The organism is Brevibacillus sp. NL20B1, assembly GCF_018195675.1.
Classification (GTDB): Bacteria; Bacillota; Bacilli; order Brevibacillales; family Brevibacillaceae; genus Brevibacillus; species Brevibacillus aydinogluensis.
On record NZ_JAGTPT010000035.1, the window covers coordinates 1 to 25,478 of the forward strand.

Below are 25,478 nucleotides of genomic sequence, written 5' to 3' on the forward strand. Positions count from 1 at the left end.
CGAAACAAGCGCGGGTCAGCGTTGGCTTTCCCGCGCTTGTTGTTTTTGATTGGTGCTCAGACCGGGCCGATCGACGGCCAGGCCAGCTCGACGCCTTCCCGCACCAGGAGCCGCTGAAAATCGGCCAAATCCTGCGGCGTGTTGCGGACAGCACGGGGGGAAATCCCCCGCTCGAGGCAGTAGCCGGCCAGAAAGCCGGCCGCTTCGCCGATATTCCACTCCACGGGGTGGAGCCGGAAGCAGCCGTTGGTAATGTGCGTGACCCCCGCATTCTTGCAGGCCGGCAGCAGATTCTCCATCCGGAGGGGAATCAGGCAGCCGAGCGGAATCTGGAACGGCAGGGAGGGAATGTACAGGTAGTTCCGGCCGCCCGTGCTGGGATGCAGGTCGATCCGGTAGCAGCCCACGCCGACGGAATCTTCGAACGTCTCCGCCTTGCCGTCTGGGCGGCACGCCGGACTGACGTGCTGTTCGAGCACGGTAAACTCCGCCCGGATCCGTCGGGATTCGCGGATGTAGGGGGACATGGCAAATCCGTCGTCCGTTCCAAGGACGTCCCGGCGCAGGCGCAGTCCGGGATATCCCTGTTTGCCGTCGGGCCTGGGCGCTTCCGTCTGCATCCAGTACAAGAGCGACAGGCTGAGCTGTTTCGCCTGATGCAGATGGCGCGTCCGCTCGTCCTCGCTGACGTCGATGATCGGGCCGAGCCAGTAGTCGTTTTGCGGCCAGTTGACCAGCGTGACGCTGCTCGGGTACAAACCTGCAGTGAAGTTGTCCTTGTCCGCAATCTGCCGGTAGCGAAACAGCGAGAAGCGGTCCGTCCCCGGAAACAGCTCGTAGCGAACGGGTTCATGGGTATCCGGCTTGACGCCTGTCCAGCTCAGCAGCTTGTCCGGCCAGAAATCGGGCTGGTAGTTCCGCCAGAACTCATAGCTGGCCGGTTTGTCGATCGTATGGTCTTCCCCTTCCAGATAGTCCATCGCAAACACATACGTGAACGACTGCATGTCCATCGGCTGCGGGTTCCCTTCCAGCGCATGGGGTTCGCCCGTTTCGCTGACGGATTCCGCTCCGGTCACGTATTCGACACCGGCCAGCGGCAGCAGGTCGCCGCACTCCGTCGCGTCGAGAAAATAAGGAGCCGCCAGTTCCACGCGATCCCCCGTCTCCAGATGGGTGACGGTCGCGGAGACGATCCGGTCTCCCACGGTGCGGGCCGCCGCAAGCCTGTGCCGGACGAGTATGGTCACCCTGCCGCTGTTGACGTACGGAGCCAGCATCTGGTGCAGAACGGCCAGCGCCACTTTCGGTTCATGACAGAGGCGGCTGACCGATCCGTTTCCCGGGTTGAGGTACGGGACGGCTCTCGCCGCTTCCGTAAGCGGATAAACATCGCGGTAATAGCGGCGCACGCCGTCGCGAAACGCCCGGTAACTGCGGGTACAGCCGAACTGTTCGATCCAGGGGTGTTCATCCGGCGGAACGGCCTGGCTGGTGAGCTGCCCGCCGATCCAGGATGTTTCTTCCGTCATGACGACGGTTCTGCCCAGTTTGGCAGCGGCCAAGGCAGCCGCACAGCCGCCCACGCCCCCGCCGATGATGACCAGGTCGGCATGAAGTTCCCGTATCATGTGCCTGCACTCCTTCCGCTTCGTTCACAAAATTGCTTTTAACTCCATTTTTGAAATAATTTGTTATTTTTCCATTGTATGAGATGGGCTTCCGGGTGGCAAGGCAACCATACAGGAACATGCCGCCAAACGAGCGTCTGTTCACGAATGCTTCACAAACGGACACAGACAGGAAGTGTCGCGCCCGCTTTCGTTTGCCGACTGTGCGAAGTAATGATAAAATAGTTCGTGGTTTTTGCCGTTTTTTTCTAAAAAAGGAGGGAATATCTTGATGGATTTTGGAGCAGTAGCGTTAGAGTACCATTCTTTTTTCATGATCGTCCCCCTGCTGCTGACGCTCGCCTTTTACGGGTTCATCGTGTACGTTCTCGTCAGCCTGCTCCGCTTCATGAAGCAAAAAACGGAAAGCGACCGGGAACGCAACGCCAAGCTGGGCGAGCTGATCAGCTTGCTGCGTGAGACGAATGTCGGGCGCCTCAAAAACGAACAGGTTGATGAGAACCGATGAAAAAACAAATCTTGTCACTGCTTCATGAGGCGGGACTGTCCCGCTACGCGGAGCGCTTTGAACCGCTCATCCGCCCTTCATTCCGAATATTCACGCATCCTGTGGACGAGGAATCTCTGTCTCTTGGCACATCCAAAATCGGCGGCTGCCCCGACCTGCCGGCGGGAACACCCTGGCCGTATTGGAAGTCGTATCCGCTGTCGTTTCTGGGGCAGATCAACCTGGCCGAGCTGCCCCCTTTTCCGGAGAAGATACTGCCGGAGCGGGGATTGCTCCTCTTCTTTTTCGCCGCGGCGGCAATGTTCGACGACGATGAGTTCTACCACAGCGTGGAGAAAGCAAAAGTCTTGTTTGTAGCGGAACCGGACAGCGCTGACCTGAAGCGGACCGCGCCGCCAAACGAGCTGGACGATTACGATCCGCCCGTCCGTTTCTCTCCCTGCTCCCTCGACTATCGTGTGGAGTGGACCGTACCGCCCGCCGAATCGAGCGACATCGAACAGCTAGGCATGAGCTGGAACAAAAACCGGGACGATTTCGACCGATACTGGGAGCAGTTCAGAAAGCGTGTCTGGGAACAATTGCTTCATCCGGACGACATGAAAAATCGCCTGCTCGGCTGCCCCGACCAGATACAGGGGGACATGCAGCACGAATGTCAGCTTATGGCCTATCCCTCCACGGACAGAAACGATAAGGCGGCCCTGCTGCGGCAGGCTGTGCGCTGGCGGCTGCTGTTCCAGGTGGATTCGGAAGAGGAAAAGACGGGGATGATGTGGGGGGACATCGGCCGCCTCTACTTCTGGATCGAGCAAGAGGCGCTGGAGCGGGCCGACTTTTCCCTCGTCGTTTGCATCGATCAGTACCACTAAGCTGGACGATCGTAACAGGCTGCCCCGCCAGTGGGGACCGGCCGTCGAACGGCCCCCGCGAAAACAGACACTGTCGGGGCAATCGCGTCAGATGTCCCAAAAGGCCCGGGGGTTCTCCAGAAAGCGGCGGGTCAGTTGGTAGTGCTCCGTCTCTTCATAGCGGACCTCTGTCAGCGGTGATGTGTCGAAGCTGAGGATGCGGGCGCCCGGGAAGCCCATCAGGATTGGCGAGTGGGTGGCGATGAGAAACTGGGCTCCTTCCTCCACCAACTCCTGCATCAGGTACAAAAACGCGATCTGCCGCATCGGCGAGAGGGCTGCCTCCGGCTCGTCCAAAAGGTAGATGCCTTTGCCGCGAAAGCGGTGGGCAAACAGCGAGAAAAACGACTCCCCGTGCGACTGCTCATGCAGCGACCGCCCCCCATAGCTGCGATACCCGGTGGGATAGTCTTTCTCCACCTCGTCGATGTGGCTGGCAAACTGGTAAAAGCTCTCCGCGCGCAGAAAAAAGCCGTTGGTCACCTTTGGACGCCAGGAAAGGCGGACATAATCGCCCAGAGCCGCCTCTGCCCGGTCTACGTGGTAAAGGTTGTTACGGCTGCCGCCGGCGGTGTGAAAACCGCACTGGTAAGCCACCGCCTCCAAAAGCGTCGACTTGCCGGAGCCGTTTTCGCCGATAAAAAAGGTGACGCTGCTGGTCAAGGGGATTTCCTCCACACCCTGGTACGCAGGCAGGCTAAACGGGTACCCCCCTTTTGCGGGAAACAGCTCCCTGCGCAGGATAATGGCATGCAAATACATATATCTCTCCTCCACTCTCACGTTTCCCCGCTTCCTGGCCGATACTTCCAGTAAGGAGGGAGTGCGGTGAACAAGGCACAATTTCTCCAGGAAAAAAGCGCGTTTCACATGACCTATCCGGACAAGAGTGACCTCGCCTTTTACCGATGGTTCGTCGAACGGCATCCCGACCTTGCCATTGGCTGGTACCATCTCGGCCGCGAACGGGAGATGCGAAACGAAATAGACGAGGCGCTGGCCGCGTACCGCCAGGCGCTGCACGCCAAACACGGCCCTTACTCGGAAGAAGCGGCCGCGGCCTATCAGGACCTGCTGCGCAAACGCCGGCGGCGGTTGTGGGCCGGCAGAATCCGCCTGCTGCTCGCCTCCCTTTTGTTTTTCCACGCTCAATTTGCCTTTTCACCGGGGCTTTTGTCTGAGCCGGATAAGGCTGCTTCGACAGGCGCCGCATTTACTAATGGAAAGAACGCATCCGGCCAGGAGCGGCCGCACGTGGAAGTGATCGCCGTACCGGCCGGCACGGACGGCAAGCAGCTGCGCCATCACGTGTACGACTATGTGAGCGGGCGGCGTACAGCGCTCAAACAGCCGTACACGGTGCTGGTTGTCCCTGAAGTGACGGGAGCGCCGCTGTTTACGCCGCTGTTGTTTTACCGGCCGGGAGAACTGCACGGTCTGTTGCGGTATGACCCCGTCAGCCGCACCGTCTTGAGCCAGCAGTGGTTTGACCGTCCCTGCGCCTGCGATCAGCATCCGGCGGTGCGGACGGCCAAGCTCCAACTCGCAGAAGAACAGCGCACGCTGGAACACCTGCTGATCCTGCGCAGCGCCCTGTACCGCCACTACCAACGAAAAGGGAGCCTGCCCCAGAAGCTGAGCGATCTGGCTCGCTCCTATCCCGGCAACGCCCTGCCGGACATTCCTCCGACGCCCGCCTGGTACGGAGCCACGGACTGGGCATACCAGCCGGCTGCATTTCGCCGGGAAGCGGCCTGGGAAAGCATGCGCCACGTCGTCCCGCTGCGCGGCTATCCGGAGCCGTCGGTGCCGCTCGCGCCGCTGCAGATCCACGTCCACCTGGACTCGCACGCGATGACGCTGATCAGCGGACCGCACCTCGTCCGGCGCTATCCGATCGCCATCGGCAAAAACGGCTCGACGCCGGCAGGTTACTTTTCCGTACTGCAAAAAATCAGCAATCCCCGCGGTCCCGATGATATCTACGGAACGCGCGGCCTGATTTTTCAGCAGAACGGCTACGCCATCCACGGCACCAACCATCCCGCCAGCATCGGCCAGTCGGTCTCGCTTGGCTGCATCCGTCTGCACAACCGGGACGTCGAGGAACTGTATACGTTTGTCGCGCCAGGAACGGAAGTGATCATCTCCGCCCATGCCGCTCCCGTGCCCCGGTGGGCCAACCCGGCAGCGTTTGTCCTGCCGGCCGGCCGCGACGAGGAAACGCCCCGCGTCGTCTATCATTGGCTTCATTAACAGGATGGACGAACATGCTGCTGTCCCAATCCGGAATGGGGGCAGCGGCTCTCCTGCATCCGGTGGACAGAAACCGGCGAACCGTCGGCAAAAAAGCGCGCTCCCGCTGCGGGAACGCGCTTTGCTTATTCTTCCATATGGCTCAGGGATTCTTCTTCCTGTTCTTCTTCCGGATTCCACTGATCCAGCACTTTGCCCTGCAGGACTTTGCCTTTGATAAACTCCACCTGCTGGCTGCTGAATTCGTTCGTCCACGCGATCCCCAACTCTTCGGCCAGACGGACGACAGTCAGCAGTTCGGACCACGCCACGTAGCGTTTATACCAGAAGAACTGGGGCTGTTCGTTCATATACGGATACAAATCGTCAAAATCGGTGTGTTTACAGTCGAGAGCACGTTCAAAATTTACCTTGGCCCGCCGCAACTGCTCTACAAAAAACGCCTGCAAATCCACTTGTGCGAAGTCTGTCATAGACCGTCCCTCCTGTCTCCCGATTTATGTGTATTGTACCACGCGGGAGAGGAAGTGCAAATAGTCGAAAATATGCTAACTGTTCAGCAGATTTCCACTGTCAGCGGTTGCGGCCGTTTCCTGGCGAGTGCCTGCCGCCTCCCGCATCTTCGGGCGGCGGCGGCGGCAGCTCAATGCCGTTCGGGGGCAATTGCTGGCCGTTTGGTTGGACGATATCCGGCGGAATCACCGGCGTTTCGCCGCCAGAAGGCTGATCGTCTGCAGGCTGACCGGTTCCGTCCTGTCCCTCTGTTCCGGTGGACGGGTACTGGCCGTTTCCTCCCTCGACCGTGCCGTCGTCCTCATGCGTGCCGCTGTCGTCGTGGTGCTCCCCTTCCTGCAGCAGCTGCTCCAATTGCTTCGTGTTGATTTCAGCGATGTTGGACGGCTCCAGTTCCCTGCCATCCGCATCATGGGGAACGACGACATACTTGTACATGACCGGAGAGTCCAGCGTATCCACGTGCCTGTTATCCTTCACTCCAGCGGCGATCAACTGGCGATTGTCCGGATTGTCCGGAGATACGCGGTACACGTCGTACGTATAGTCGTCATCCCCGCCGGACCAGGTCAATATCACTTTCAGCGAGTTGCCTTCCAGGGTCAGGTCGGCGGAGAGGTGCACGGAAGCAGCCTCTTTTTTCTCCTCTTCGTACCGCTTCATGCCTGCCGGCGGTTCAAAATCCCGTACCGGTTCTCCTTTCAGGCCTTTTTTCAGGACAGTGGCGAACATTTTGGCCGTCAGACTGCTGCCCTCGCGCATCAGGTGCTGGGCATCTTCCTTGTCATAGCCCATCCAGACCGCGCCTACGTACTCCGGCGTGTACCCGACGAACCAGGCGTCCTTGTTGACGCTGCTGTTGCCGATGAGGGACTGCGTCGTCCCGGTTTTTCCGGCAACGTGGCGGCCGGAAATCCGCGCGTTGCGTCCCGTCCCTTCCTTGACCGCACGCTCCAACATGGTGTGTACCTTCCATGCCGTTTCCGGTTTGATCACCTGCTCCTGTTTCGGCTGGTAAACTTTCTGGATGCCGCCCCGTTCGTTCTCCATTCGCTCGATCACGTGCGCTTCAGACACCACCCCGCTGTTGGGGAAAGCCGTGTACGCCTGCGCCATTTTCAACGGCGACGTCCCTTTGTCCAGACCGCCCAGCGCGATCGCCAGGTTGCGGTCTTTTTCCGACAGGTTAATGCCGAATTTTTCCAGATACTTCAACGAGGTCCCGATGCCGATTTCGTTCAGCAGCCAGACCGCCGGCACGTTCAACGAATCGATCACAGCGCGGGTCATGCTGACGGAATCGCTGTACTTGTTGTTGTAGTTTCGCGGCTCGTAGCCGTTGAAATCCTGCCGCTTGTTGGAGAGCGACGAATTAGGGCCCCATTTGGAATCCGAATCGATTGCCGGCGCGTAAACGGCCAGCGGCTTGAACGACGAACCAGGCTGGCGCTGCATGTCGGTCGCCAGGTTGAAGCCTTTTGGCTTGTAATCGCGGCCGCCCATCATTGCGGCGATGCCGCCGGTTTTGGCGTCGATGACGATCATCGCTGACTCCACGGCCCGCTGCGGCCCCGGTTTCGGGAAGTTGGCCGGGTTGTCATACGCCTCCACCATGGCGTCCTGCATTTTCGGGTTGAACGTGGTGTAAATCTTCCAGCCGCCGCGGTACAGATCCTCTTCCGTAACGTCGTACTTCGCCTCGGCCTCACGGATCACGTAGTCGTAAAACGCCCGGTAGCCTTTTTTCAACCCGCCGCCTGCCTTCGTCTCATCGGTCTCTTCCGGCACCGGTTTGGCTTGGGCCGTCACCTTTTGCTCCTGGGTGATGAAGCCTTGCTCGCTCATCAGGCGCAGCACGGTGTCGCGGCGCAATTTCGCCTTGTCCGGATTGTTAAACGGCGAGTAGGTGGTCGGCGCTTTCGGAATGGCCGCCAGCATGGCCGACTCGTGCAGATCGAGCTGGGTTACATCTTTGTCAAAATAGCGCTGGGCGGCGTCACCCACGCCGTAGGCGCCTTCCCCGAAGTAAATCTGGTTCAGGTACATCTCCAGAATCTGATCCTTGGAATATCGGCGTTCCAAGGCCATAGCGATGCAGACTTCCTTCGTCTTGCGCCAAAACGTCTGTTCCAGGGAGAGGAATACTCGTCGTGCGAGCTGCTGCGTGATCGTACTGCCCCCTTCCGCGAGCGACCCCTTGCGGATGTCGTTGATGATCGCGCCGCCGATCCGGAACATGTCCACGCCTTTGTGCTCAAAGAAGCGACGGTCTTCTGTTGCGATAAAGGCGTTGATCAAATGATCCGGCATCTGGGTGAGCGGTACGTATTTGGTGTTCTTTTCACGCAGCAGTTTCGTGATTTCATTACCGTCTTTGTCATAAATCACCGTAGGCTCCGATTTCAGTGCCTCCAGTTTCTGTATCTGCGTTTCAATCATTTTTTCACCGGCGTACAGCAAGACAAAGTATCCGCCGATGACGCTGAAGATTAGAAAGACCGTAAAGGATACGGCAAACATCAGCAATTTCTTCTTTTTCTTCTTCCCTCGTTGCTTGGCCTTTGTTGCCATGAATGACCTCCTGGTTACTTTCTCTCTCCCACATCATATAGACGGAACCTTTTCAAAAAAGTTTCTGTCCGCCCCCCGTCTATGATTCCATATCTGCGCCCGTTTGTCACTGGAAAAAGCCTGTCTCCCAAGGAGAACAGGCTTTTTCACGCAATAAGAGTATTTACAAAAAGGGATCGTTACTTGAGCAGCTTTTCCGCTTCTGCCACCACGTTGTCCACGGTAAAACCGTACTCTGTCATGATCCGTTCGCCCGGAGCGGATGCGCCAAACTGGTTGATGCCCAGCACTTTGCCGCCGTCGCCGACATAGCGCTCCCAGCCCAGCGGAGAGGCCATTTCCACAGCCAGACGGGCTTTTACCGTCGGCGGGATCACGGCGTCGCGGTACTCCTGCGGCTGCCGTTCAAACAGCTCCCAGCTCGGCATGGAGACAACGCGCGCCTGAATGCCTTTGGCGGCCAGCACTTCGCGAGCCTGCATGCAGAGGGAGACTTCGGAACCGGTGGCGATCAGGACGAGCTGCGGGTTGCCGTCCGGCGCGTCGGCCAGTACGTAGGCCCCTTTGCCTACCCCTTCAGCAGCCTTCTCGATCGTTTCGTTGAGCACCGGCAGGTTTTGACGCGTCAGCACCAGGATGACTGGCTCATCCGTGCGGGAGATGGCGTACTTCCACGCTTCATTGGTCTCCACGGCGTCGGCCGGACGCAGCACTGTGAGACCCGGCATCGCCCGCAGCGAAGCGAGCTGTTCGATCGGCTCGTGCGTCGGTCCGTCTTCCCCGACGGCGATCGAGTCGTGCGTGAAGACGTAGACCACCGGCTGCTTCATCAGCGCGGACAGGCGGATGGCCGGACGCAGGTAATCGGAGAAGACGAAGAACGTGCCGCCGTATACCTTCAGTCCGCCGTGCAGCGCCATCCCGTTGAGGGCAGCTCCCATCGCAAACTCGCGCACACCAAACCAGATGTTGCGGCCGTCGTAGCTGCCCGGCAGGAAGTTCCCCGCCTCTTTGATCATGGTGTTGTTGGAGTGAGCCAGGTCAGCGGAACCGCCGAACAGGTACGGAACCGTTTTGGCCAACGCGTTGATCGCATTGCCGGATGCAGCGCGGGTGGCCAGCTTGGTTCCCGCTTCGTAGGTCGGCAGTTGGCTGTCCCAACCAGCCGGCAGTTGACCGTCCGCAGCCGTCTGGAACTGACGGGCCAGCTCCGGATACGCCTTGGCGTATTCGGCAAAGCGTTCGCGCCATGCCGCTTCCGCTTGTTCACCTGCTGCCGCCAGTTTGGCGTAGTAGTCGGCTACTTCCGCAGGAACGTGGAATTCTGCGTCATGCGGCCACTGGTAGTTTGCCTTGGTCAGCTTCACTTCTTCCTTGCCCAGCGGTGCGCCGTGGGACGCGTTGGAGCCGCCTTTGTTCGGGCTGCCGTAACCGATCACCGTCTTTACCTCGATCAGGGTCGGGCGATCCAGATCCTGCTTCGCTTCGGCGATGGCCGCCTCGATCGCCGCCAGATCGTTGCCGTCCTCGACGCGCAGGTACTGCCAGCCGTACGCCTGGTAGCGCTGCGCCACATTTTCCGAGAAGGAACGGGACAGCTCGCCGTCAAGCGAAATGTCGTTGGAATCGTAGAGCACGATCAGCTTGCCCAGCTTCAGGTGGCCGGCCAGCGAAGAGGCCTCGCTGGAGACGCCCTCCATCAAATCGCCGTCGCCGCAGATGACGTAGGTGTAGTGGTCGACGATGTCAAACCCGTCGCGGTTGTAGACAGCCGCCAAGTGCTTCTCCGCCATCGCCATCCCGACAGCCATGGCAATCCCCTGACCCAGCGGACCGGTCGTCGCGTCCACGCCGGGCGTGTGACCGTACTCCGGATGGCCTGGAGTCTTGCTGCCCCATTGGCGGAAGTTATGTATGTCTTCCAACGAAACATCGTATTTCATCAGGTGCAGCATGGCGTATAATAGCATTGAACCATGTCCCGCAGACAGCACGAAGCGGTCCCGGTTGATCCATTGCGGATTGCGCGGGTTTACCTTCATAAAACGGCTCCACAAGACATGCGCCATCGGTGCCGCTCCCATCGGCATCCCCGGGTGGCCGGAGTTGGCTTTTTCGATAGCGTCAATGGCCAGCGTGCGGATCGTGTTGATCGCCAGTTGATCGACAGACGTGTGCTGAGTCATCAAGCAAATCCTCCCTGCGTTTTTTTACGGGTAAACGACGAACCAATTATAGCACAGTTCGGCGGCACAATCATGTCCGACGTGGAAAAAGGAGGTGGTCCGGGTTGATGTCGACCCTGTATCTGATCATCGGCATCGTATTGGGACTGGCCGGTTTCGGCATGCTGTTTTACGCCATGTCAAACTCCCCGCTGAAGCAAAAACGGGATCAGGCGCTGCGGAAAAAAAGCGCGGAGCAGCACCGGGGGGCAAAAGAAGTGCAGGGGGAGTGACTGCGCTCTTCCCAACAGCTCGGCCGGCACGCTGACTCAAAATAAATGAAAGCGGCTTCTTCAGCCGCTTCGTTGACAGATGGGAAAACTTGGCGGAATAATTAAAATGTTTGCAATCATGTCGTAAAACGTTGGAGGTTTGCATGAGCAGAAAATGGTTCACCATGCCCGCCGCCGTCCACCTGTTTCTCCGGCGGGGAAACGAGCTGCTTTTGCTGCGCCGCTTCAATACGGGCTACGAGGACGGCAACTACAGCGTCCCTGCCGGACATCTGGACGGCGGAGAGGAAGTGAAGGCAGCGGCCATTCGGGAAGCAAAAGAGGAATGCGGCATCGACATCGACCCGGCCGATCTGGACGTGGTCGGCGTGATGCACCGCAAATCGACGGACGAGCGGATCGACTTCTTTCTCACCGCCAGCACGTGGTCAGGCGAGATCGTCAACGCCGAGCCGGATAAATGCGACGAGCTGCGCTGGTGCGACATGGACGACCTGCCCGCCAACGTGATCCCGTACGTCCGTCAGGCGATTCACAACTACCGCGCGGGCAAGTGGTTCGACAGCTTCGGATGGGACGAGCAAGGCTAGACGCCGCTCCTCACCGGGCCTTGACCGTTATGAGCCAGGGACCGGCAGCCAGATGTGAAACGACAGAACGCCGTCGCGGTAGTCTGCCTTGATGCTGCCGCCGTGCAGTTCGACGATGCTCTTGACGATGGCCAGCCCCAGCCCGGAACCGCCTGTTTTGCGCGAGCGGGACTGCTCCACCCGGTAAAAGCGTTCAAACAGTCGGTTCAGCGCCTCCGGGGCCATCTCATCTGCCCTGTTGGCCACCGACAAGCGGATGCCGTCTGCCTCTCGGGCGAGCGTTACGCCGATGCTGCCCGGTTTTTTGCCGTACTTGATCGCGTTGCTGAACAGGTTTTCCAGCACGCGCACGAACTTTTCCGGGTCCACGCTGACGTACAGCCGTTCGTCGGGCAGCGCTTTGCAAAAGCTGAGCTGCTGTTCCTCCGCCAGCGGCACGTACTCCTCCACCAACTGCTCCACCAGTTCGTTCATGCAGATGGTCTGCCGATAGAGCTGGACCCCTTGGCCGCTGAGCGTGGTGTATTCGAACAAATCCTCCACCAGCCGCTTCAGATGTTCCGCCTTCTCATAGGCGATCCGCGTGTACTCCTGCTGCTCCAGCCCTCCTGCAGGGTGGTCTTTCAGCAGGCGCAGGTAACCGAGCACCGAGGTGAGCGGCGTGCGCAAATCATGCGAGACATTGGTGATCAGTTCGTTTTTGGTCTTCTCCGCCTGCCGTTCCCGTTCGATGTTTTCCTGCAGATCCTGCGCCATCCGGTTGATGTTGCGGGCAAGCGAGCCCAGTTCGTCTTCGCCCCGCACCTCGACGCGGTGATCCAGCTTGCCCTGCGAGATGACGAGCAGGCTGTCGGCCAATTCCTCGATATAGCCTGTTTTCCGCCTGGTAAACCGATAAAACAGATAAATGAGGACAACTAAAAACACAGGCACAGAAATCATGTTGACCCCTGTGCTCTCATAGCGGATGTTCGCCTCCGGCATCCCGCGGGCGATCAGGTAGCCTTTTTGTCCGGCCAGTTCCACCGGGTAAAAGGCGACAAACTCTTGGGGGTGGAACACGTTGAGATCAAGGCGCAGCTCCATCGCCCTGCTGATGACGCTGTACAAATCGACCTGGCTCTCTGTGGCCTTGGCGGACTTGAGCAGCACCTTGCCATCCAGGTTGACCAACAGCATCCGCAGCCCGACATCCTGCTCGAAGTTGTCCAGCATCGGCTGCAGGGCCGATATGTCCGTTTCGCTCTGATCCCGGATGATCGTGGCCAGATGCCTTGTCTCCCAGTCCATCCGCTGCATGCTTAGGGTGTAGTCGACGTACGGCCGCTTATACAGCGTCTCGGTCATCCCGTGGGCGAGAGTCGCCGCCAGGAGGGCAGCCAGCAGGCAAAAAACAAAGGTGGTGATCAACTGCAGGCGCAGGCTCCGCCGAAAGTGTTCCACGGCGCGCCGAACGGCTTTCATCGTCCAGCGGTACAGGCGGCGAGTCACGTTAAACGGCGACAGCCCTCTAAACAACGCTCTCAATTTTATACCCCACTCCCCACACGGTTTTGATGTATCGCGGCTTACGTGTATCTTCCTCAATCTTTTCGCGAATTTTCCGGATGTGAACCATCACCGTGTTGTCCGACTGGCAAAACGGCTCCTTCCACACCCGCTCGTAGATCTGTTCCGTGCTGAATACGACGCCCCGATTGCGGGCCAAGAGCTCCAGAATGGCAAATTCGGTCGGCGTCAGCTTCACGTCCCGGCCGTTCACTTTCACCTCGCGCGTCGCCGTGTTGATCGTCAAATCGCCGATCTCGATTTCGTCTTCCCGGGCCGTGTATCCCTGATTGAGCCGCAGGTATCGCCGCAGCTGCGACTTGACGCGGGCCACCAGTTCCAACGGGTTGAACGGCTTGGTCATGTAGTCGTCCGCTCCGGTGCTAAGGCCGTAGATCTTGTCCATGTCCTGCGATTTGGCGGACAGCATGATGATCGGCATGTGCTGTTCTTCGCGGATTTTCAGACAGGCTTGAATGCCGTCCAGCCGCGGCATCATGATGTCCAGGACGAGCAGGTGCACCTCGTTTTGCTTGAGGACCTCCAGCGCTTCCATACCGTCAGCCGCCTTCAGCACGCGATACCCCTCGTTTTGCAGGTAAATGGCGATCAGGTTGCGGATCTCCTCGTCGTCATCCACGACCAGCACAGTGATTTCCTCCACTCTCATTTCCCCCCGTGGTTGATTCTGTTTCGACGGACACGGCCCAGCACTTCTGCCTGATCAGCCAGTACGCCGCCCCGATGCACAACAGCGCGGCCAAGGTAATCCGGCCGTACATTTGCACGCCTTGGGCGATCACGTCCAGATGGCGGCCAAACAGGCGGCCGGCCCAAAAATAGTTGATGGTCCAGACGAATCCGGTGGGCAGGGCGTAGATCGCGTAGCGGCGCAGCGGCATGCGCTGGATGCCCACCAGATACGGCACCAGATGGCGCACGACCGGAAAGAAGTAGCTGAGGCAGAGCGCCCAACTGCCGTACTGCTCTATCAGCTGCTCCGCTTTGGTCAGATAGCGCTTGCCTTTGCCCTTGCGGACGACCCACTGCAGAATCGGTGCACCTACGTTATACCCCAGCACGTACCCGAGTGACAATCCGGAAACGACACCCAGATAGACGGCTGCAAACGCCGGCAGCGGGTCCAGCCACCCTTGGGCAGTAAGGGCCCCAGCCGACATGACGATCATCTCGTCGGGAATCGGCATGCCGACAATGCCCAGCCACAAGGAGAAAAACAGCGCGAAATACCCGTATTGTTCCACCATCTGTGTCAGGAAGTCAGCCGGCATCGTGATTCCCCCGCTTCCGGCAGACGTAGACAAACGCAAACGGAAGATTGAGCGGCACAAAGCGGATCTCCACGCGGCCAAACCGCGCCGCCAGCTGCTTTCTCATCTGCAGCGAGTATTGGAAACAGACGAACACGCCCCCGGGCCTCAGCGCCGCTTCCACCTGGTCCATGATGGCGTCCCGCAGTTCCTGCGGAAAATTGGCAAACGGCAGCCCGCACACCACCGCGTCCAGCCGTTCGATGCCGCATCTTTCCATGATCCCGGTCAGCTCCCGCGCATCCCCGCCGACATGCAGGTCCGGATAACGCGCGGCCAACTGCCGGCGCATCCCGTCATCCTTCTCCAGAATCAGCGCCGTACAGCCGGGTGGTTTCAGCTCACGGATCATCCGGGTAAACACGCCCGTGCCCGCCCCCAACTCCGCCACGGCTGTCGCTGTCGTCCAGTCAATCGGCGCCAGCATCCGCCGGGCAAGCTGGCGGGAACTTGGCATGATGCTGCCGACCGTTCGGGGCGAGCGCAAAAACTTGCCGGCAAACAGCAGCCCGTCCGCAATCGGCCCCCGTCCCGACGTCGGCATGCCTATCCGTTCAGACGTGCCTTTCATCATTCCTGTCACTCCCTCTCTTTGTTGTCCCTATCCTATCGCGGAAACCTTAGCAAAAAGAGAGAGAAATGCTTAAGAATTTCTGAAGATTGCCGGCGGTGGCCTGAAGCGGATCTTGCTGCATACTTCTCCAGTCATAAGAAAAAACAGTCTTTCTAGACTGTTTTCCTCTTGCGCAGGGCTGCCAGCGCCTGCACCATCTCCTCCTTGTCGATGATGCCGAGCTGATACAGTTCACGGATTTCGTCTTCGATCAACAGGAGGTCCCCCTCCGGGTCGCCGGTGTAGATGAACAGACCATATCGCTGCAAAAAGGCATTCAGGTCGAAGTCGTCCGGCCGTTCCTTCAACGCTCTCCCTCCAGATCGGCCGCCATGCGGGTCAGCACGGCATCGTAGTCAAACTCGACGGCAAACCCGGTGATAACGATAATGTTGGCGTGCGGGTACGCTTCCTGCCAGGCGGCCTGCTCCTCCGGTTTCAGCCCGACGATGTACAGCGGATCGCGGGACAATTGCTCGTCTTTCGCCAGCAGCCGTAAAAACTGATGGCACTTTTCCTGTTCGACAGCGGCGTTGAGGACGATGACGCATCGCTCCACTTCGCCTGTTCGGCGCATCTCCTGCATCATCTGAAACGTCTTGGCTGAAGGCACCAGCGCGTTCAGCTCGGGAAAGCGGTCAAGCAGTTCGTCAAGCCAGTCGTCTTCTTCCCATGCCAGGTAGTAGATCAGTCCAGTAGACATCATAGACAACCCCTTATGTGCAGATAGATCGCAGTTCAATTTAATGTGTAACTTCCTGTTAGTATATCACGTCGGCGGAGCATCGTCGTCCCCGGCGAATCGCTTGACTTCGACAAAACCATCCCGTAAGGTGGATACAGCATGACAAACTGTTTGGAAAGAGGTATGGTTCACGTGAAAAAGAAGTACCTTTCCCTGCTGTTTTTGGTCGCCTTCCTCACCATGCTGGGTTTTGGCATCATCATACCGATCCTTCCGTATTTCGCCGAAGACGTCGGCGCCTCTTCACTGCAGATCGGCATTCTGTTTGCCAGCTACAACATCATGCAGCTGTTGTTCGCTCCCATCTGGGGCATGCTGTCCGACCGGATCGGGCGAAAACCGTTGATCGCCTTTGGCTTGTTCGGATTTTCCGTCACCTTCATCCTGTTCGGCCTGGCTGAAAGCTATGCCGAGATGCTGGCCTACCGGATCATCGGCGGGATCGTCTCAGCTGCCGCAATGCCGACGGTCACGGCGATGGTGGCCGACCTGTTTCCGCCTGATGAACGGGCGAAAGGTATGGGCGTGATCGGGGCCGGAGTCGGCCTCAGCTTCGTGTTTGGTCCCGTTCTCGGCGGCCTGTTGAGCGGATGGGGCTTTGGCGTTCCGTTTTTCGTCTCCGGCGGCGTGGCGCTGTTGACGTTTCTGATCATTCTGTTTGCGCTGCCGGAAAGCCTGCCGCGGGAGAAGCGGACGGGCAGTTCCCGGGTCAAGCGGGGGAATCCGCTGACTGCACTGTTTGGACCGCTCTCGCTTTTGTACGGCATCATGTTCATCGTCTCGTTTGCCTTTGCCGGTCTGGAGACGACCTTTGCCCTCTACATAAACGATTTGTACGGGTACTCATCGAAAGACCTCGGCTACATGTTTCTCGTCATGGGGATCATCTCCGCCTTCGTGCAAGGTGGACTGATCGGCAAAATGGTGAAATCGCTGGGCGAGCCGCTCGTCCTGGCCATCGGCCTGATCCTCTACGGCATCGGTTTCTTTGCCATTCCGCTGGCCGCCAATTTCTGGGCGCTGACACTCACGCTCTCCCTGTTCGGAGCGGGGCAGGGCATGATTCGCGCTACCGGTACGGCAATGATCACGCAGCGGACCACCCAGGGCCAGGGTGTCACCAGTGGAACGATCAGCTCCATCGACAGCCTGGGACGCATCCTCGGTCCGCTGGCCGGCGGTGCCGTCTACGAATGGTACCAAAGCGGTCCGTTTCTCCTCGGCGGCATCTTGATGGTCGTCATGCTGATCTTGTTCCGCGCCCGCTACCACCGGCTGCCGGAGCCCAGCGCCCAAGCGTAGGATGACTACCATCCTTTTGTAATCGAATACCCTGTGAAAACGGGGAAGGCCTGGTCAAGTCCGTGCCTTCCCCGCTGTTGTTTTTACAATGAGCAGCGTTTGCCTGCTCTCCCGTCTAGCCCTCCTGCCGCTCCATCCACTCGCGGTACAGAGCGTCGATCTCCTCCGTCAAGCGCTCCAGTTCCTGCTGGTAGTCGATCAGTTTCCGGTAGTCCGTCTCGCCGCCGGACAGCAGGGCCGTCACCTCATCCCGCCGGGCTTCCCGCTCGGCAATCGCCCGTTCCAATTCCGCCAGCTTGTACAGGTTGGGCCGCTTGCGGGAACTGGCCGGTTTCATCGTGTGCGGCATTGTTTCAGAATGCGGGCTCTGTTCACGCTGCAGCGGCTCCACCGCTTTCCGCTTGTTCTCCGCTGTCCGGCTGGCTGCCCCGCTGAGCCGCTGTCTTCGTTTTTCCCGCGCTTCTTCAAAGGTGCCCTCGTAGTGGACCAGCCGGCCGTTTTCCACCCAGTAAACGCCGTCCACCATCTTTTGCAAAAAGTACCGGTCGTGGGAGACGATGAGCAGTGATCCCTGAAAGTCGGCCAGCGCCTCCTCCAGCGTTTCGCGCGCCTCGATGTCCAGGTGGTTGGTCGGCTCGTCCAGCACCAGCAGGTTGATGTCCTGGTGCATCAACTGCGCCAGCCGCAGGCGCATCCGCTCCCCGCCGCTTAACTGGCTGATCTTTTTGAACACCTGTTCGCCGTAAAACATAAACGCCGCCAGCCGGTGACGCGCTTCCGCCTCGGAGACGGCCGCCGTCTCGCGAAACACGTCGATCACCCGCCGCTCCTGGTCCCCCTCCAGCGCCCGCTGGGAGAGATAGCCGAGCTTTACACTGCTTCCGATCCGTACCGTACCCGCGTCGGGCGGAAGCTCGCCCACCATCATCCTGATCCACGTCGACTTGCCGCAGCCGTTGGGCCCGAGGATCGCTTTTCGTTCGCCGTACCGCAGCAGAAGAGAGGCGCCGTCAAACAGCTGCTTTCCCCCGAACGACTTGCTCACACCCTCCGCGACCAACACCTCTTCGCCGCTCCGCTCCGCCTTGTGAAACTCCAGGCCCATCCGCTTCGCTTCCAGACGGGGCCGTTCGATCCGCTCCAGCCGGTTCAGCGCCTTTTCCATGCTTTTCGCCCTGCGGTGAAACGCCTCGTTGGGCGGATTGGAGCGGTTGCCCCACTCCTTCAGCCGTTTGATCGCTTCCTGCATCTTTTTGATCTTTTTCTGCTGCTCCTGGTACTCGGCAAACTGGTGCAGCAGCCGCTCCTCCCGCTCTTTGACGAAGGCGCTGTAGTTGCCGGTGTAGTGTTCCACCACGCCTCCGTCGAGGTGGTAGATGGAACTGACCACAGCGTCCAGAAAGCTGCGGTCGTGCGAGATAATCAGCACCGTTCCCGGATAGTCGCGCAAAAATCCCTCCAGCCACTCCATCGCCTCCAGGTCGAGATGGTTGGTCGGCTCATCCAGGAGCAGTACGTCGCTCTGTTGGCAGAGCAGTTTGGCCATCCCGGTCTTGGTCTGTTCCCCTCCGCTCAACCGCGAAAAAGGCGTGGACAAAAATGCCTCGGAGAGACCCAGGCCGTCCGTCACCTGTGCCATTCGGGCTTCCCACTGATAGCCGTCCAGCCGCTCAAACTCGGACTGCAGCGTCTGGTAGCGCCCGATCAGCCGCTCCAACTCACGATCCGCTTCACTGACGCGGCTCATCTCCTGCTCCAGAAAACGCATCTCTTCCTGTATCGCCAGGACGTCGCCAAAGGCGCTGGCGATCACGTCCCGCGCCGTCCATTCCGGCGGATACTGCGGCGACTGCGGCAGGTAGGCCCAGCGGATGCCCTTCGCCCGAAATACCTCTCCCGCGTCGGGCTGCTCCAGGCCGGCCAACAGCTTGAACAGCGTGGTTTTGCCGGCGCCGTTCGGTCCGACGATGCCGATCCGCTCCCCCGCCTTGATTTCCAGCGTGACATCCCGCAGAACGGGGTCGATTCCGAACGACTTTTGCACGTGTTGGGTTGCGATGATGATCATGAAAATACGCCTCCTTGGGTTGTGCCACCGCCCTGCCCGACAAACAGGTCCGGCCAAGCGGGCCCGCTCCCGCTCAGGAAACGTGAATATCGCCTCCTCCTCCGGGCCACACAGGCGCCGTCGGCCGTTTTTGGACGCAAAAAAGCCGCAGGCCTACACCTGCGGCATCGTTGCACAATCGGACAGACGATGGGTTATCGATGCATGGTACGCCTTGGTTGATTCCGCTCAATTGTATGGCTAAAAAAGGGCAGACTACCCCCTTGGCGGAATTCCTCATGCGTCATGCTGGTAACTTCTACCACAAACCACGCTTGAACAGCCCCAAACACGTACCTGCACCTCCTTACCCAAGATAATCGCACCAATCGTTTCTATACATTCTACTTTACAGCATCCGGTTTGGAAAAGGCAACAAAAAACCGGACCCTCATCGGCCCGGCTGGATCTTCTGCTGTTCAAACAACGGCTGTTTCGTATCGGCATCGTAAAACTGGATGGTCGTGTTCGGCGGCAGTTTCACCCGGGCGACCAGATACGGATAGGTGATCACCTGGGCGTAGAGCCTGCCCGGTTCCGGCTTGGTCTGCTTGACGTACACCTTGAGCTGCTCCAAGCTCCACTCCGTACCGGTCACCTTCAAACCGTAACCGGGATTGGGCGCCTGACCGAGGGCGATCACGTACAAGTCACCCAGGTTGTGCACGCCCCGCTGCTCCTTCACCTTCTGGACAAATGCTTTCTCCTCTGCGCTCAATTGCCCGTTCTCAAGCACTTTGAACGCATCATCGTCTCCTTTTGGCTTCACGATATCCACCTCCTTCGTGGTTGGGTTCCATTGAATCGAAAGCCCCGCCTGTTCGATTACCCAGCGAAGCGGCAGATAGACAGTGCCGTTGTACTCCCGGGCTCCGTGCTCGATCGTGGTCCACTTCCCGTCGACGGCCACCTCGCCGGTGTTCAGCTTGAAAGCAAGAGTCCTGTTTGATGGCAGCGACAGCACCCCTGTATTGCCCTCCACCTTCCAGGCGGCTTGCAGAAACTCGCTCACATCCGCCGCAGCCGCATAGGTTCGCTGGTTGACTGTAATCGCCTCGTGCTTCCATTGCACGGCGTGTCCGTTCACTGTGATCTTGGCGGTTACATCAGCCACAACCGGAACGGTGAGGAGCAGTTGCAGCCCGACGGCGCAGGCCACAGCCTTCTTCCATTTCATGCGCAATTCCTCCAATCTGTTACATCTTGTGTTGCTGTTTACCTTGTATGACTGCTTGGAGATGGGAAATGTTTCATGAACATCCAAAACCGCTTCGACCGCAGTCAGCGGATCAACATACTGCCCACCATCAGCACGGCGGGAATCGTCAAGAGTGCGAGCAGCGTGGAAAAGACCGTCGTCATCGCCCCCATCTCCTCATCGGCCGCGTACCGGGCGAACAGGATGGACGCCATCGCCACCGTCGGCATGGCCACCTGAACAATCGCGACGCGGGTAATCTCCGCGTCCACGTGCAGTTGGGACAACAGCAGCGCTGCCGAGAGCGGAAACACAAACAGCTTGAACATAAGCGGCACGCCCAACAACGGCAGGGACACCTGCCGCTTGTTGCGCAGGAGGAGCGGCAGCAGCATGCCGATGTAGAGCATCGCCAGGGGAGAAGCCAGCCGGGCCAGCGCTGCAGCCAACTGCTTCACCGGTTCGGGCGGCGTCAGGCCGGACATCGCAAAGCCGAGACCGGCAACGATGGCGATCATCGGAATGTTGACCATCGCTTTCAGTCCCTTCAGCGAGAACCTCGCTTTCTCCTGCAGCATCATCACCGCCACGGTCCACATGACAAAATCAAGTCCGGCGTCAAAGACGGCGGCGAGCACCGCCCCTTTCGGCCCAAACAGGGCAGCGCACAGGGGAAGGCCGATAAATCCAGTATTGCCCAAACCGGAGAGAATAGCCAGTTCGCGCCGCTTTTTGGCAGACAGCGGCAGCGTTCGCGCCCCCAGCCAGCCGATGAGAATGCCCAGGCAGTTTAATAGTACAGAAACAACGAATATTCCGAAGATTTGCAGCATGAGACGATCGTCAATCGGCGTTTGAAATACCCCGTCTAATATGATGCAGGGCATCGCCACATTGACAATAATCGTGATCAGGAGCTGGCGGGAATCGGCCGCGAGCGGCTGGCGGATGCCGATCACCGCACCGATGCCGATGATCGCCGCCATCACCAGGATCGATTGAATAAGCGTGTTCATTTCCATCGTCGACGACCTCCGGTGCCTCGTCCCTGTGCTACATCTCTACCGGCTGCCAGGTGAGGCCGTTCGGTTCTCCTTTTTCGCAGGTGCGCAAAATGTCGCCGCAGACGGGAATTGCCTGCTCCAGCGGTACACACCAAGCGGCGGGAAAAGCCACCTCGCTGCCTTCGATCGTCAGGGTAGTCATGACGGCTGCCGGCTTGTCCTGCGCCAGCACGTAATGGCGCTCGACTGGCTCGTGTTCTTTCCACTGCACCAGGACGAGTCCCTGATTTCCGCCGGCCACCACCAAATCCACGTGGTCGCCGTACGCGGCGTGCACCAGTGTCCTGGTCGTGCCGTCCAGTTGGGCGATCGCCTTCAGCACCTCGTGCCAGGCTGTATGGTTTTGCTCCGTGCCGGTTTCGTCTGTATACATGCGCCAGTCGTTTAACATCGTAAAATCTCCTTTTTTCTCTCCGGCCTAATCGCCACGAGTGCCGCCGGAGTCCGTGATTCATTGGTGTGATGATGCCAGAAACAGCAGCCCCCGCTTTCCGGGAAAGGGGGGCTCTTTCACTTCGTTCCTATTGTACGCCTCTTCGTATGCAGACTCAACCACGAACTTCACTGCCGTAACGGTACAGGCAAAGCCAATCTGCCAATCTGGTCCACAGCCATCATGTTCCGCATATTTTGGGTATCCTAAAAAAATGGGAGGCCGGTTGTTTCTGGTCATTGACAAATACGGCAAAGCCTTTTAGTATGATCCCATGAAATTCATATCAACTTAGTGGGGGTTTCTCGATGAAAAAATGGGTTTGTGCAGCTTTAATTACTAGTTTGCTACTTGGTATTACCGGCTGCGGCACGTCCACAACGCCTGCCCAGCCTGAACAATCTGGTGCTTCCAACGGTGAGGCCTCCACGCAAAACCTGCTGGAGAAAGTAAAGGCAGAAGGCAAACTGGTCATCGGCACGGAAGGCACCTATGCCCCGTTTACGTTCCACGATCAATCGGGAAAACTGACCGGCTACGACGTGGACGTCATTACCGAAGTGGCCAAACGGCTCGGCGTGGAGCCAGTCTTTCAGGAGACACAGTGGGACGCGATGTTCGCCGGTCTCGACGCCAAACGCTTTGACGTGATCGCCAACCAGGTAGGCATCAAGCCGGACCGCCAGGAAAAATACGATTTTTCCCAGCCGTACTCCGTTTCCCGCGCTGTCTTGGTGACGCACAAGGACAACAACACAGTGAAGGACTTCTCGGACATCAAAGGCCTGAAAGCCGGCCAGTCGATGACCAGCAACTACGCTGACATGGCACGTGAACTGGGCGCCGAAATCGTCGCCGTCGACAATTTCAACAACGCCATCGATCTGATTTCCACCAAGCGCGTTGACGTCGTGATCAACGACAACCTGTCCGTCCTCGACTTCCTGAAACAGAAGCCGAACACGCCGATCAAGATCGTCAAGGAGAACCAGGAAGGCGTCCCGTGCGCTTTCATGTTCCGCAAAGGCAGCGACGAACTGGTGCAAGAGATCGACAAGGTGCTGGAGAGCATGAAGCAGGACGGCACGCTGAAGCAAATTTCCCAAAAATGGTTTGGCAAAGACATCAGCCAATAACCCAGGTTGGCTTGCCAGGTGGCACGGCCTCTGATTCCGGTCGGAGTGGAGGTCGGCCACTTTTCTTCTTACAGCCAAGAAATTACAGCCAATAAACGGAGGCTTGACCGGCCTCCATCCCGTTTGTGACGGAGTGAAATCTGGCACATTGACAAAACGGATCAACCCTTTTAGTATGGTCTCAATATTCCAACCAGTCATATTGTTTCAGGGGGATTTTTCCATGAAAACACGATTGGTTTTCGCACTCATCTCCACCTTGCTTTTGGGAGCGGCCGGCTGCAGCTCCGCCAGTCCATCTCCATCCGCCGACACTGCCTCCGCCCCTGCCGAGCAAAAGGCCGAGCAGAACCTGTTGGAAAAAGTAAAAGCGGAAGGGAAACTGGTGATCGGCACGGAAGGCACCTATCCTCCCTTTACGTTCCACGATTCGTCGGGCAAGCTGACCGGCTTTGACGTGGAAGTGGTGTCGGAGATCGCCAGACGCATCGGCGTCGAGCCTGTCTTTCAAGAGACACAGTGGGACGCGCTGTTTGCCGGTCTTGATGCCAAGCGCTTTGACGTGATCGCGAACCAGGTGGGCATCCGGCCGGACCGCCTGAAAACGTACGACTTTTCCAAGCCGTACACCGTATCCACCGCCGTGCTGGTGACCCACAAGGACAACAACACCGTCACCAGCTTTTCGGACATCAAGGGATTGAAAGCGGCGCAGACGCTGACCAGCAACCTGACCGACATCGCCAGAGAAAACGGCGCGGAAATCGTCGCCGTGGAAGGATTTAACCAGGCGATCGGCCTGCTCGTCTCCAAGCGGGTGGACGTCACCATCAACGACGGCCTGTCCTTCCTGGACTATCAAAAGCAGAAGCCGGACACGCCGATCAAAGTCGTCGCCAAGCATCCGGACAGCGCCAAAAACGGCTTCATGTTCCGCAAAGGCAGCAAGGAACTGGTAGACGCCTTCAACAAGGCGCTGGACGACATGATGCAAGACGGCACGTATCTAAAAATCTCCGAGAAATGGTTTGGTGCAGATGTTTCCAAATAGCTTGTTCGACAACCCTGAACGCCTGGAGCGATGGATTGAGATCGCACAGAGCTCGTTTCTTCCCCTGTTGAAAGGAGCACTGACGTACTCGCTGTCGCTGTCCATCATTTCGTTTGCCATCGGCCTGGTGATCGCCGTCCTGACGGCGCTTGCCCGCATCTCCGGCAGCAAGCCGCTGGTGGCCATCGCCCGCGTCTACGTCTCCATCATTCGCGGCACGCCGCTATTGGTGCAGCTCTTCATTCTCTTTTACGGCCTGCCCAGCGTCGGTCTGACCATCGATCCGTTTCCGTCCGCAGTGATCGGCTTTTCCCTCAACGTCGGGGCGTACGCGTCGGAAGTGGTGCGGGCTGCGATTCTGTCCATTCCCAAGGGACAGTGGGAAGCCGCCTATTCGCTGGGGATGACCTACCGGCAGGCGCTGCAGCGCGTCATCCTGCCGCAGGCAGCCCGCGTCTCGGTGCCGCCGCTGTCCAACTCGTACATCAGCCTGGTGAAAGACACGTCGCTGGCCGCCACCATTTTGGTGCCGGAGATGTTCCGCAAGGCGCAGGAGATTACCGCCACCACCTACGAACCGCTGCTGGTCTATTCAGAGGCTGCGTTCATCTACTGGATGATCTGCCTGATCCTCTCCTTCATCCAGGACCGGATCGAAAGCAGGCTGGACCGTTACGTCGCCTAGAAGGGAAGAATGTTGGATGATCGTCATTTCAAATCTTCACAAACGCTTTGGAGACCTGCATGTGTTGAAAGGGGTCTCGCTGACGGTGGAAAAAGGCAAGGTGGTCGTCATCATCGGACCGTCCGGCTCGGGCAAAACCACCCTGCTGCGCTGCCTCAACGCGCTGGAACTGCCGACCGAAGGCAGCGTCCAAATCGGCGAGGTAAAGCTGGACTTCTCCGCCCGCGGCAAAGTGGACAAGGCGGAGATTGCCCGGCTGCGCCGACAGACCGGCATGGTGTTTCAAGGCTACAACCTGTTCCCGCACATGACCGCCCTGCAAAACGTGATGGAAGGGCCCGTCACGGTAAAGAAGGAATCACCGGACAAGGCCAGGGCCAAGGCGGTCTCCCTGCTGACCAAGGTGGGGCTGGCGGACAAACTGGACCACTACCCCGCCCAGCTCTCCGGCGGGCAGCAGCAGCGTGTCGGCATCGCCCGCGCGCTGGCGATGGACCCGCAGGTGATGCTGTTTGACGAACCGACCTCCGCTCTTGACCCGGAGCTCGTCGGCGAAGTGCTGAAGGTCATGAAGGAACTGGCCCTGGAAGGCATGACGATGGTCATCGTCACACATGAAATGGCGTTTGCCCGGGACGTGGCCGACGAGGTGATCTTCATGGACCAGGGACTGATTGTGGAACGCGGCACGCCGGAGCAGCTTTTCACCCGCCCGCAGGAAGAGCGCACGCGTCAATTCTTGCAGCTCCTGAGCTGAGCGATTACCCCTTCGCTTTCGTTCAGCAATCAAAAAGGCTCTGTGTTTTATGCAAAACACAGAGCCTTTT

25 protein-coding genes are annotated in these 25,478 nt (G+C 58.8%); 10 read left to right on the forward strand and 15 right to left on the reverse strand.

What is annotated here, in order from left to right:
* Positions 1-56: 56 nt before the first annotated feature.
* Positions 57-1,631, reverse strand: a complete 1,575-nt coding sequence (locus KDN35_RS18480; RefSeq protein WP_212133532.1) for an FAD-dependent oxidoreductase — start codon at positions 1,629-1,631, stop codon at positions 57-59.
* A 271-nt stretch (positions 1,632-1,902) separates the two neighbouring features.
* Between KDN35_RS18480 and KDN35_RS18485 the strand changes: the two genes are divergently transcribed.
* Both KDN35_RS18485 and KDN35_RS18490 read left to right on the forward strand, forming a co-directional pair.
* Positions 1,903-2,139: a hypothetical protein gene (locus tag KDN35_RS18485; protein WP_230077837.1), complete on the forward strand. Its 237-nt coding sequence runs from the start codon at positions 1,903-1,905 to the stop codon at positions 2,137-2,139.
* On the forward strand, positions 2,136-3,011 hold the full coding sequence (locus KDN35_RS18490; RefSeq protein ID WP_212133534.1) for a YwqG family protein: 876 nt from the start codon (positions 2,136-2,138) through the stop codon (positions 3,009-3,011). Before KDN35_RS18485 ends, KDN35_RS18490 begins: the two co-directional genes overlap by 4 nt.
* A gap of 87 nt (positions 3,012-3,098) precedes the next feature.
* Here the strand turns inward: KDN35_RS18490 and KDN35_RS18495 are convergent, their stop codons facing one another.
* Positions 3,099-3,812, reverse strand: coding sequence for an AAA family ATPase (locus tag KDN35_RS18495; RefSeq protein ID WP_212133537.1), 714 nt, complete (start codon positions 3,810-3,812; stop codon positions 3,099-3,101).
* A gap of 66 nt (positions 3,813-3,878) precedes the next feature.
* On the opposite strand from KDN35_RS18495, the gene KDN35_RS18500 reads away from it, so the two are divergent.
* The gene (locus tag KDN35_RS18500; RefSeq protein WP_212133539.1) at positions 3,879-5,306 is read left to right on the forward strand and encodes a L,D-transpeptidase family protein; all 1,428 of its coding nucleotides are present in this window, start codon (positions 3,879-3,881) and stop codon (positions 5,304-5,306) included.
* Between the two features lie 125 nt (positions 5,307-5,431).
* On the opposite strand, the gene KDN35_RS18505 is transcribed toward KDN35_RS18500, so the two are convergent.
* The 3 genes from KDN35_RS18505 to tkt form a co-directional block, all read right to left on the reverse strand.
* Positions 5,432-5,779, reverse strand: a complete 348-nt coding sequence (locus KDN35_RS18505) for a hypothetical protein (protein WP_171567613.1) — start codon at positions 5,777-5,779, stop codon at positions 5,432-5,434.
* A gap of 100 nt (positions 5,780-5,879) precedes the next feature.
* On the reverse strand, positions 5,880-8,390 hold the full coding sequence (locus tag KDN35_RS18510; protein ID WP_212133541.1) for a transglycosylase domain-containing protein: 2,511 nt from the start codon (positions 8,388-8,390) through the stop codon (positions 5,880-5,882).
* Positions 8,391-8,569: 179 nt separating this feature from the next.
* On the reverse strand, positions 8,570-10,576 hold the full coding sequence (gene tkt, locus KDN35_RS18515; RefSeq protein ID WP_171567611.1) for a transketolase: 2,007 nt from the start codon (positions 10,574-10,576) through the stop codon (positions 8,570-8,572).
* Between the two features lie 107 nt (positions 10,577-10,683).
* Here tkt and KDN35_RS18520 point away from each other — a divergent pair, with 107 nt between their 5' ends.
* Together KDN35_RS18520 and KDN35_RS18525 are read left to right on the forward strand one after the other, a co-directional pair.
* Positions 10,684-10,848, forward strand: coding sequence for a hypothetical protein (locus KDN35_RS18520; protein WP_212133543.1), 165 nt, complete (start codon positions 10,684-10,686; stop codon positions 10,846-10,848).
* 143 nt (positions 10,849-10,991) lie between these two features.
* Positions 10,992-11,438 (forward strand): NUDIX hydrolase, encoded by a 447-nt coding sequence (locus KDN35_RS18525; protein WP_171566040.1) that lies wholly within the window; start codon positions 10,992-10,994, stop codon positions 11,436-11,438.
* A gap of 27 nt (positions 11,439-11,465) precedes the next feature.
* Here KDN35_RS18525 and KDN35_RS18530 read toward each other — a convergent pair whose 3' ends face one another.
* The 6 genes from KDN35_RS18530 to KDN35_RS18555 form a co-directional block, all read right to left on the reverse strand.
* The gene (locus KDN35_RS18530; RefSeq protein ID WP_171566039.1) at positions 11,466-12,965 is read right to left on the reverse strand and encodes a sensor histidine kinase; all 1,500 of its coding nucleotides are present in this window, start codon (positions 12,963-12,965) and stop codon (positions 11,466-11,468) included.
* Positions 12,949-13,650, reverse strand: a complete 702-nt coding sequence (locus KDN35_RS18535; RefSeq protein ID WP_171566038.1) for a response regulator transcription factor — start codon at positions 13,648-13,650, stop codon at positions 12,949-12,951. The genes KDN35_RS18530 and KDN35_RS18535 overlap by 17 nt, the downstream gene beginning before the upstream one ends.
* Positions 13,619-14,278, reverse strand: a complete 660-nt coding sequence (locus tag KDN35_RS18540) for a DedA family protein (protein WP_171566037.1) — start codon at positions 14,276-14,278, stop codon at positions 13,619-13,621. Before KDN35_RS18540 ends, KDN35_RS18535 begins: the two co-directional genes overlap by 32 nt.
* Positions 14,268-14,891 carry a class I SAM-dependent methyltransferase gene (locus KDN35_RS18545; protein WP_349291002.1) on the reverse strand — a complete coding sequence of 208 codons (624 nt, stop codon included), beginning with the start codon at positions 14,889-14,891 and terminating at the stop codon, positions 14,268-14,270. Before KDN35_RS18545 ends, KDN35_RS18540 begins: the two co-directional genes overlap by 11 nt.
* A gap of 152 nt (positions 14,892-15,043) precedes the next feature.
* Positions 15,044-15,238 carry a YqgQ family protein gene (locus KDN35_RS18550; protein WP_171566035.1) on the reverse strand — a complete coding sequence of 65 codons (195 nt, stop codon included), beginning with the start codon at positions 15,236-15,238 and terminating at the stop codon, positions 15,044-15,046.
* Complete coding sequence (locus KDN35_RS18555) at positions 15,235-15,633, reverse strand: hypothetical protein (protein WP_171566034.1); 399 nt, start codon at positions 15,631-15,633, stop codon at positions 15,235-15,237. Before KDN35_RS18555 ends, KDN35_RS18550 begins: the two co-directional genes overlap by 4 nt.
* 174 nt (positions 15,634-15,807) lie before the next feature.
* Here KDN35_RS18555 and KDN35_RS18560 point away from each other — a divergent pair, with 174 nt between their 5' ends.
* A complete protein-coding gene (locus KDN35_RS18560; RefSeq protein ID WP_171566033.1) occupies positions 15,808-16,977 on the forward strand; it encodes an MFS transporter in 1,170 nt (389 codons plus the stop codon).
* Positions 16,978-17,092: 115 nt separating this feature from the next.
* On the opposite strand, the gene abc-f is transcribed toward KDN35_RS18560, so the two are convergent.
* From abc-f to KDN35_RS18580, 4 genes are all read right to left on the reverse strand, one after another.
* Entirely contained in the window at positions 17,093-19,045 is a 1,953-nt protein-coding gene (gene abc-f, locus KDN35_RS18565; RefSeq protein ID WP_212133545.1) for a ribosomal protection-like ABC-F family protein, read from the reverse strand.
* Positions 19,046-19,475: 430 nt separating this feature from the next.
* A complete protein-coding gene (locus tag KDN35_RS18570) occupies positions 19,476-20,261 on the reverse strand; it encodes a stalk domain-containing protein (protein WP_212133547.1) in 786 nt (261 codons plus the stop codon).
* A 104-nt stretch (positions 20,262-20,365) separates the two neighbouring features.
* The gene (locus KDN35_RS18575) at positions 20,366-21,304 is read right to left on the reverse strand and encodes an AEC family transporter (RefSeq protein ID WP_212133550.1); all 939 of its coding nucleotides are present in this window, start codon (positions 21,302-21,304) and stop codon (positions 20,366-20,368) included.
* A 31-nt stretch (positions 21,305-21,335) separates the two neighbouring features.
* The gene (locus tag KDN35_RS18580) at positions 21,336-21,737 is read right to left on the reverse strand and encodes an Imm1 family immunity protein (RefSeq protein ID WP_171566028.1); all 402 of its coding nucleotides are present in this window, start codon (positions 21,735-21,737) and stop codon (positions 21,336-21,338) included.
* Between the two features lie 350 nt (positions 21,738-22,087).
* Between KDN35_RS18580 and KDN35_RS18585 the strand changes: the two genes are divergently transcribed.
* The 4 genes from KDN35_RS18585 (at position 22,088) to KDN35_RS18600 (ending at position 25,408) form a co-directional block, all read left to right on the forward strand.
* Positions 22,088-22,915: an amino acid ABC transporter substrate-binding protein gene (locus tag KDN35_RS18585; protein ID WP_171566027.1), complete on the forward strand. Its 828-nt coding sequence runs from the start codon at positions 22,088-22,090 to the stop codon at positions 22,913-22,915.
* 223 nt (positions 22,916-23,138) lie between these two features.
* Positions 23,139-23,966 carry an amino acid ABC transporter substrate-binding protein gene (locus tag KDN35_RS18590; RefSeq protein ID WP_171566026.1) on the forward strand — a complete coding sequence of 276 codons (828 nt, stop codon included), beginning with the start codon at positions 23,139-23,141 and terminating at the stop codon, positions 23,964-23,966.
* Complete coding sequence (locus tag KDN35_RS18595) at positions 23,953-24,651, forward strand: amino acid ABC transporter permease (protein WP_171566025.1); 699 nt, start codon at positions 23,953-23,955, stop codon at positions 24,649-24,651. Before KDN35_RS18590 ends, KDN35_RS18595 begins: the two co-directional genes overlap by 14 nt.
* A 16-nt stretch (positions 24,652-24,667) precedes the next feature.
* A complete protein-coding gene (locus tag KDN35_RS18600; RefSeq protein WP_171566024.1) occupies positions 24,668-25,408 on the forward strand; it encodes an amino acid ABC transporter ATP-binding protein in 741 nt (246 codons plus the stop codon).
* Positions 25,409-25,478: the final 70 nt, after the last annotated feature.

Bases quoted from the DNA above. Each gene is read 5' to 3' on its own strand.
- KDN35_RS18480 (WP_212133532.1), bottom strand. From the start codon at position 1,631: ATGATACGGGAACTTCATGCCGACCTGGTCATCATCGGCGGGGGCGTG.
- KDN35_RS18485 (WP_230077837.1), top strand. From the start codon at position 1,903: ATGGATTTTGGAGCAGTAGCGTTAGAGTACCATTCTTTTTTCATGATC.
- KDN35_RS18490 (WP_212133534.1), top strand. From the start codon at position 2,136: ATGAAAAAACAAATCTTGTCACTGCTTCATGAGGCGGGACTGTCCCGC.
- KDN35_RS18495 (WP_212133537.1), bottom strand. From the start codon at position 3,812: ATGTATTTGCATGCCATTATCCTGCGCAGGGAGCTGTTTCCCGCAAAA.
- KDN35_RS18505 (WP_171567613.1), bottom strand. From the start codon at position 5,779: ATGACAGACTTCGCACAAGTGGATTTGCAGGCGTTTTTTGTAGAGCAG.
- KDN35_RS18510 (WP_212133541.1), bottom strand. From the start codon at position 8,390: ATGGCAACAAAGGCCAAGCAACGAGGGAAGAAGAAAAAGAAGAAATTG.
- tkt (WP_171567611.1), bottom strand. From the start codon at position 10,576: ATGACTCAGCACACGTCTGTCGATCAACTGGCGATCAACACGATCCGC.
- KDN35_RS18520 (WP_212133543.1), top strand. From the start codon at position 10,684: ATGTCGACCCTGTATCTGATCATCGGCATCGTATTGGGACTGGCCGGT.
- KDN35_RS18525 (WP_171566040.1), top strand. From the start codon at position 10,992: ATGAGCAGAAAATGGTTCACCATGCCCGCCGCCGTCCACCTGTTTCTC.
- KDN35_RS18540 (WP_171566037.1), bottom strand. From the start codon at position 14,278: ATGCCGGCTGACTTCCTGACACAGATGGTGGAACAATACGGGTATTTC.
- KDN35_RS18545 (WP_349291002.1), bottom strand. From the start codon at position 14,891: ATGATGAAAGGCACGTCTGAACGGATAGGCATGCCGACGTCGGGACGG.
- KDN35_RS18555 (WP_171566034.1), bottom strand. From the start codon at position 15,633: ATGTCTACTGGACTGATCTACTACCTGGCATGGGAAGAAGACGACTGG.
- abc-f (WP_212133545.1), bottom strand. From the start codon at position 19,045: ATGATCATCATCGCAACCCAACACGTGCAAAAGTCGTTCGGAATCGAC.
- KDN35_RS18570 (WP_212133547.1), bottom strand. From the start codon at position 20,261: ATGAAATGGAAGAAGGCTGTGGCCTGCGCCGTCGGGCTGCAACTGCTC.
- KDN35_RS18575 (WP_212133550.1), bottom strand. From the start codon at position 21,304: ATGGAAATGAACACGCTTATTCAATCGATCCTGGTGATGGCGGCGATC.
- KDN35_RS18580 (WP_171566028.1), bottom strand. From the start codon at position 21,737: ATGTTAAACGACTGGCGCATGTATACAGACGAAACCGGCACGGAGCAA.
- KDN35_RS18585 (WP_171566027.1), top strand. From the start codon at position 22,088: ATGAAAAAATGGGTTTGTGCAGCTTTAATTACTAGTTTGCTACTTGGT.
- KDN35_RS18590 (WP_171566026.1), top strand. From the start codon at position 23,139: ATGAAAACACGATTGGTTTTCGCACTCATCTCCACCTTGCTTTTGGGA.
- KDN35_RS18595 (WP_171566025.1), top strand. From the start codon at position 23,953: ATGTTTCCAAATAGCTTGTTCGACAACCCTGAACGCCTGGAGCGATGG.
- KDN35_RS18600 (WP_171566024.1), top strand. From the start codon at position 24,668: ATGATCGTCATTTCAAATCTTCACAAACGCTTTGGAGACCTGCATGTG.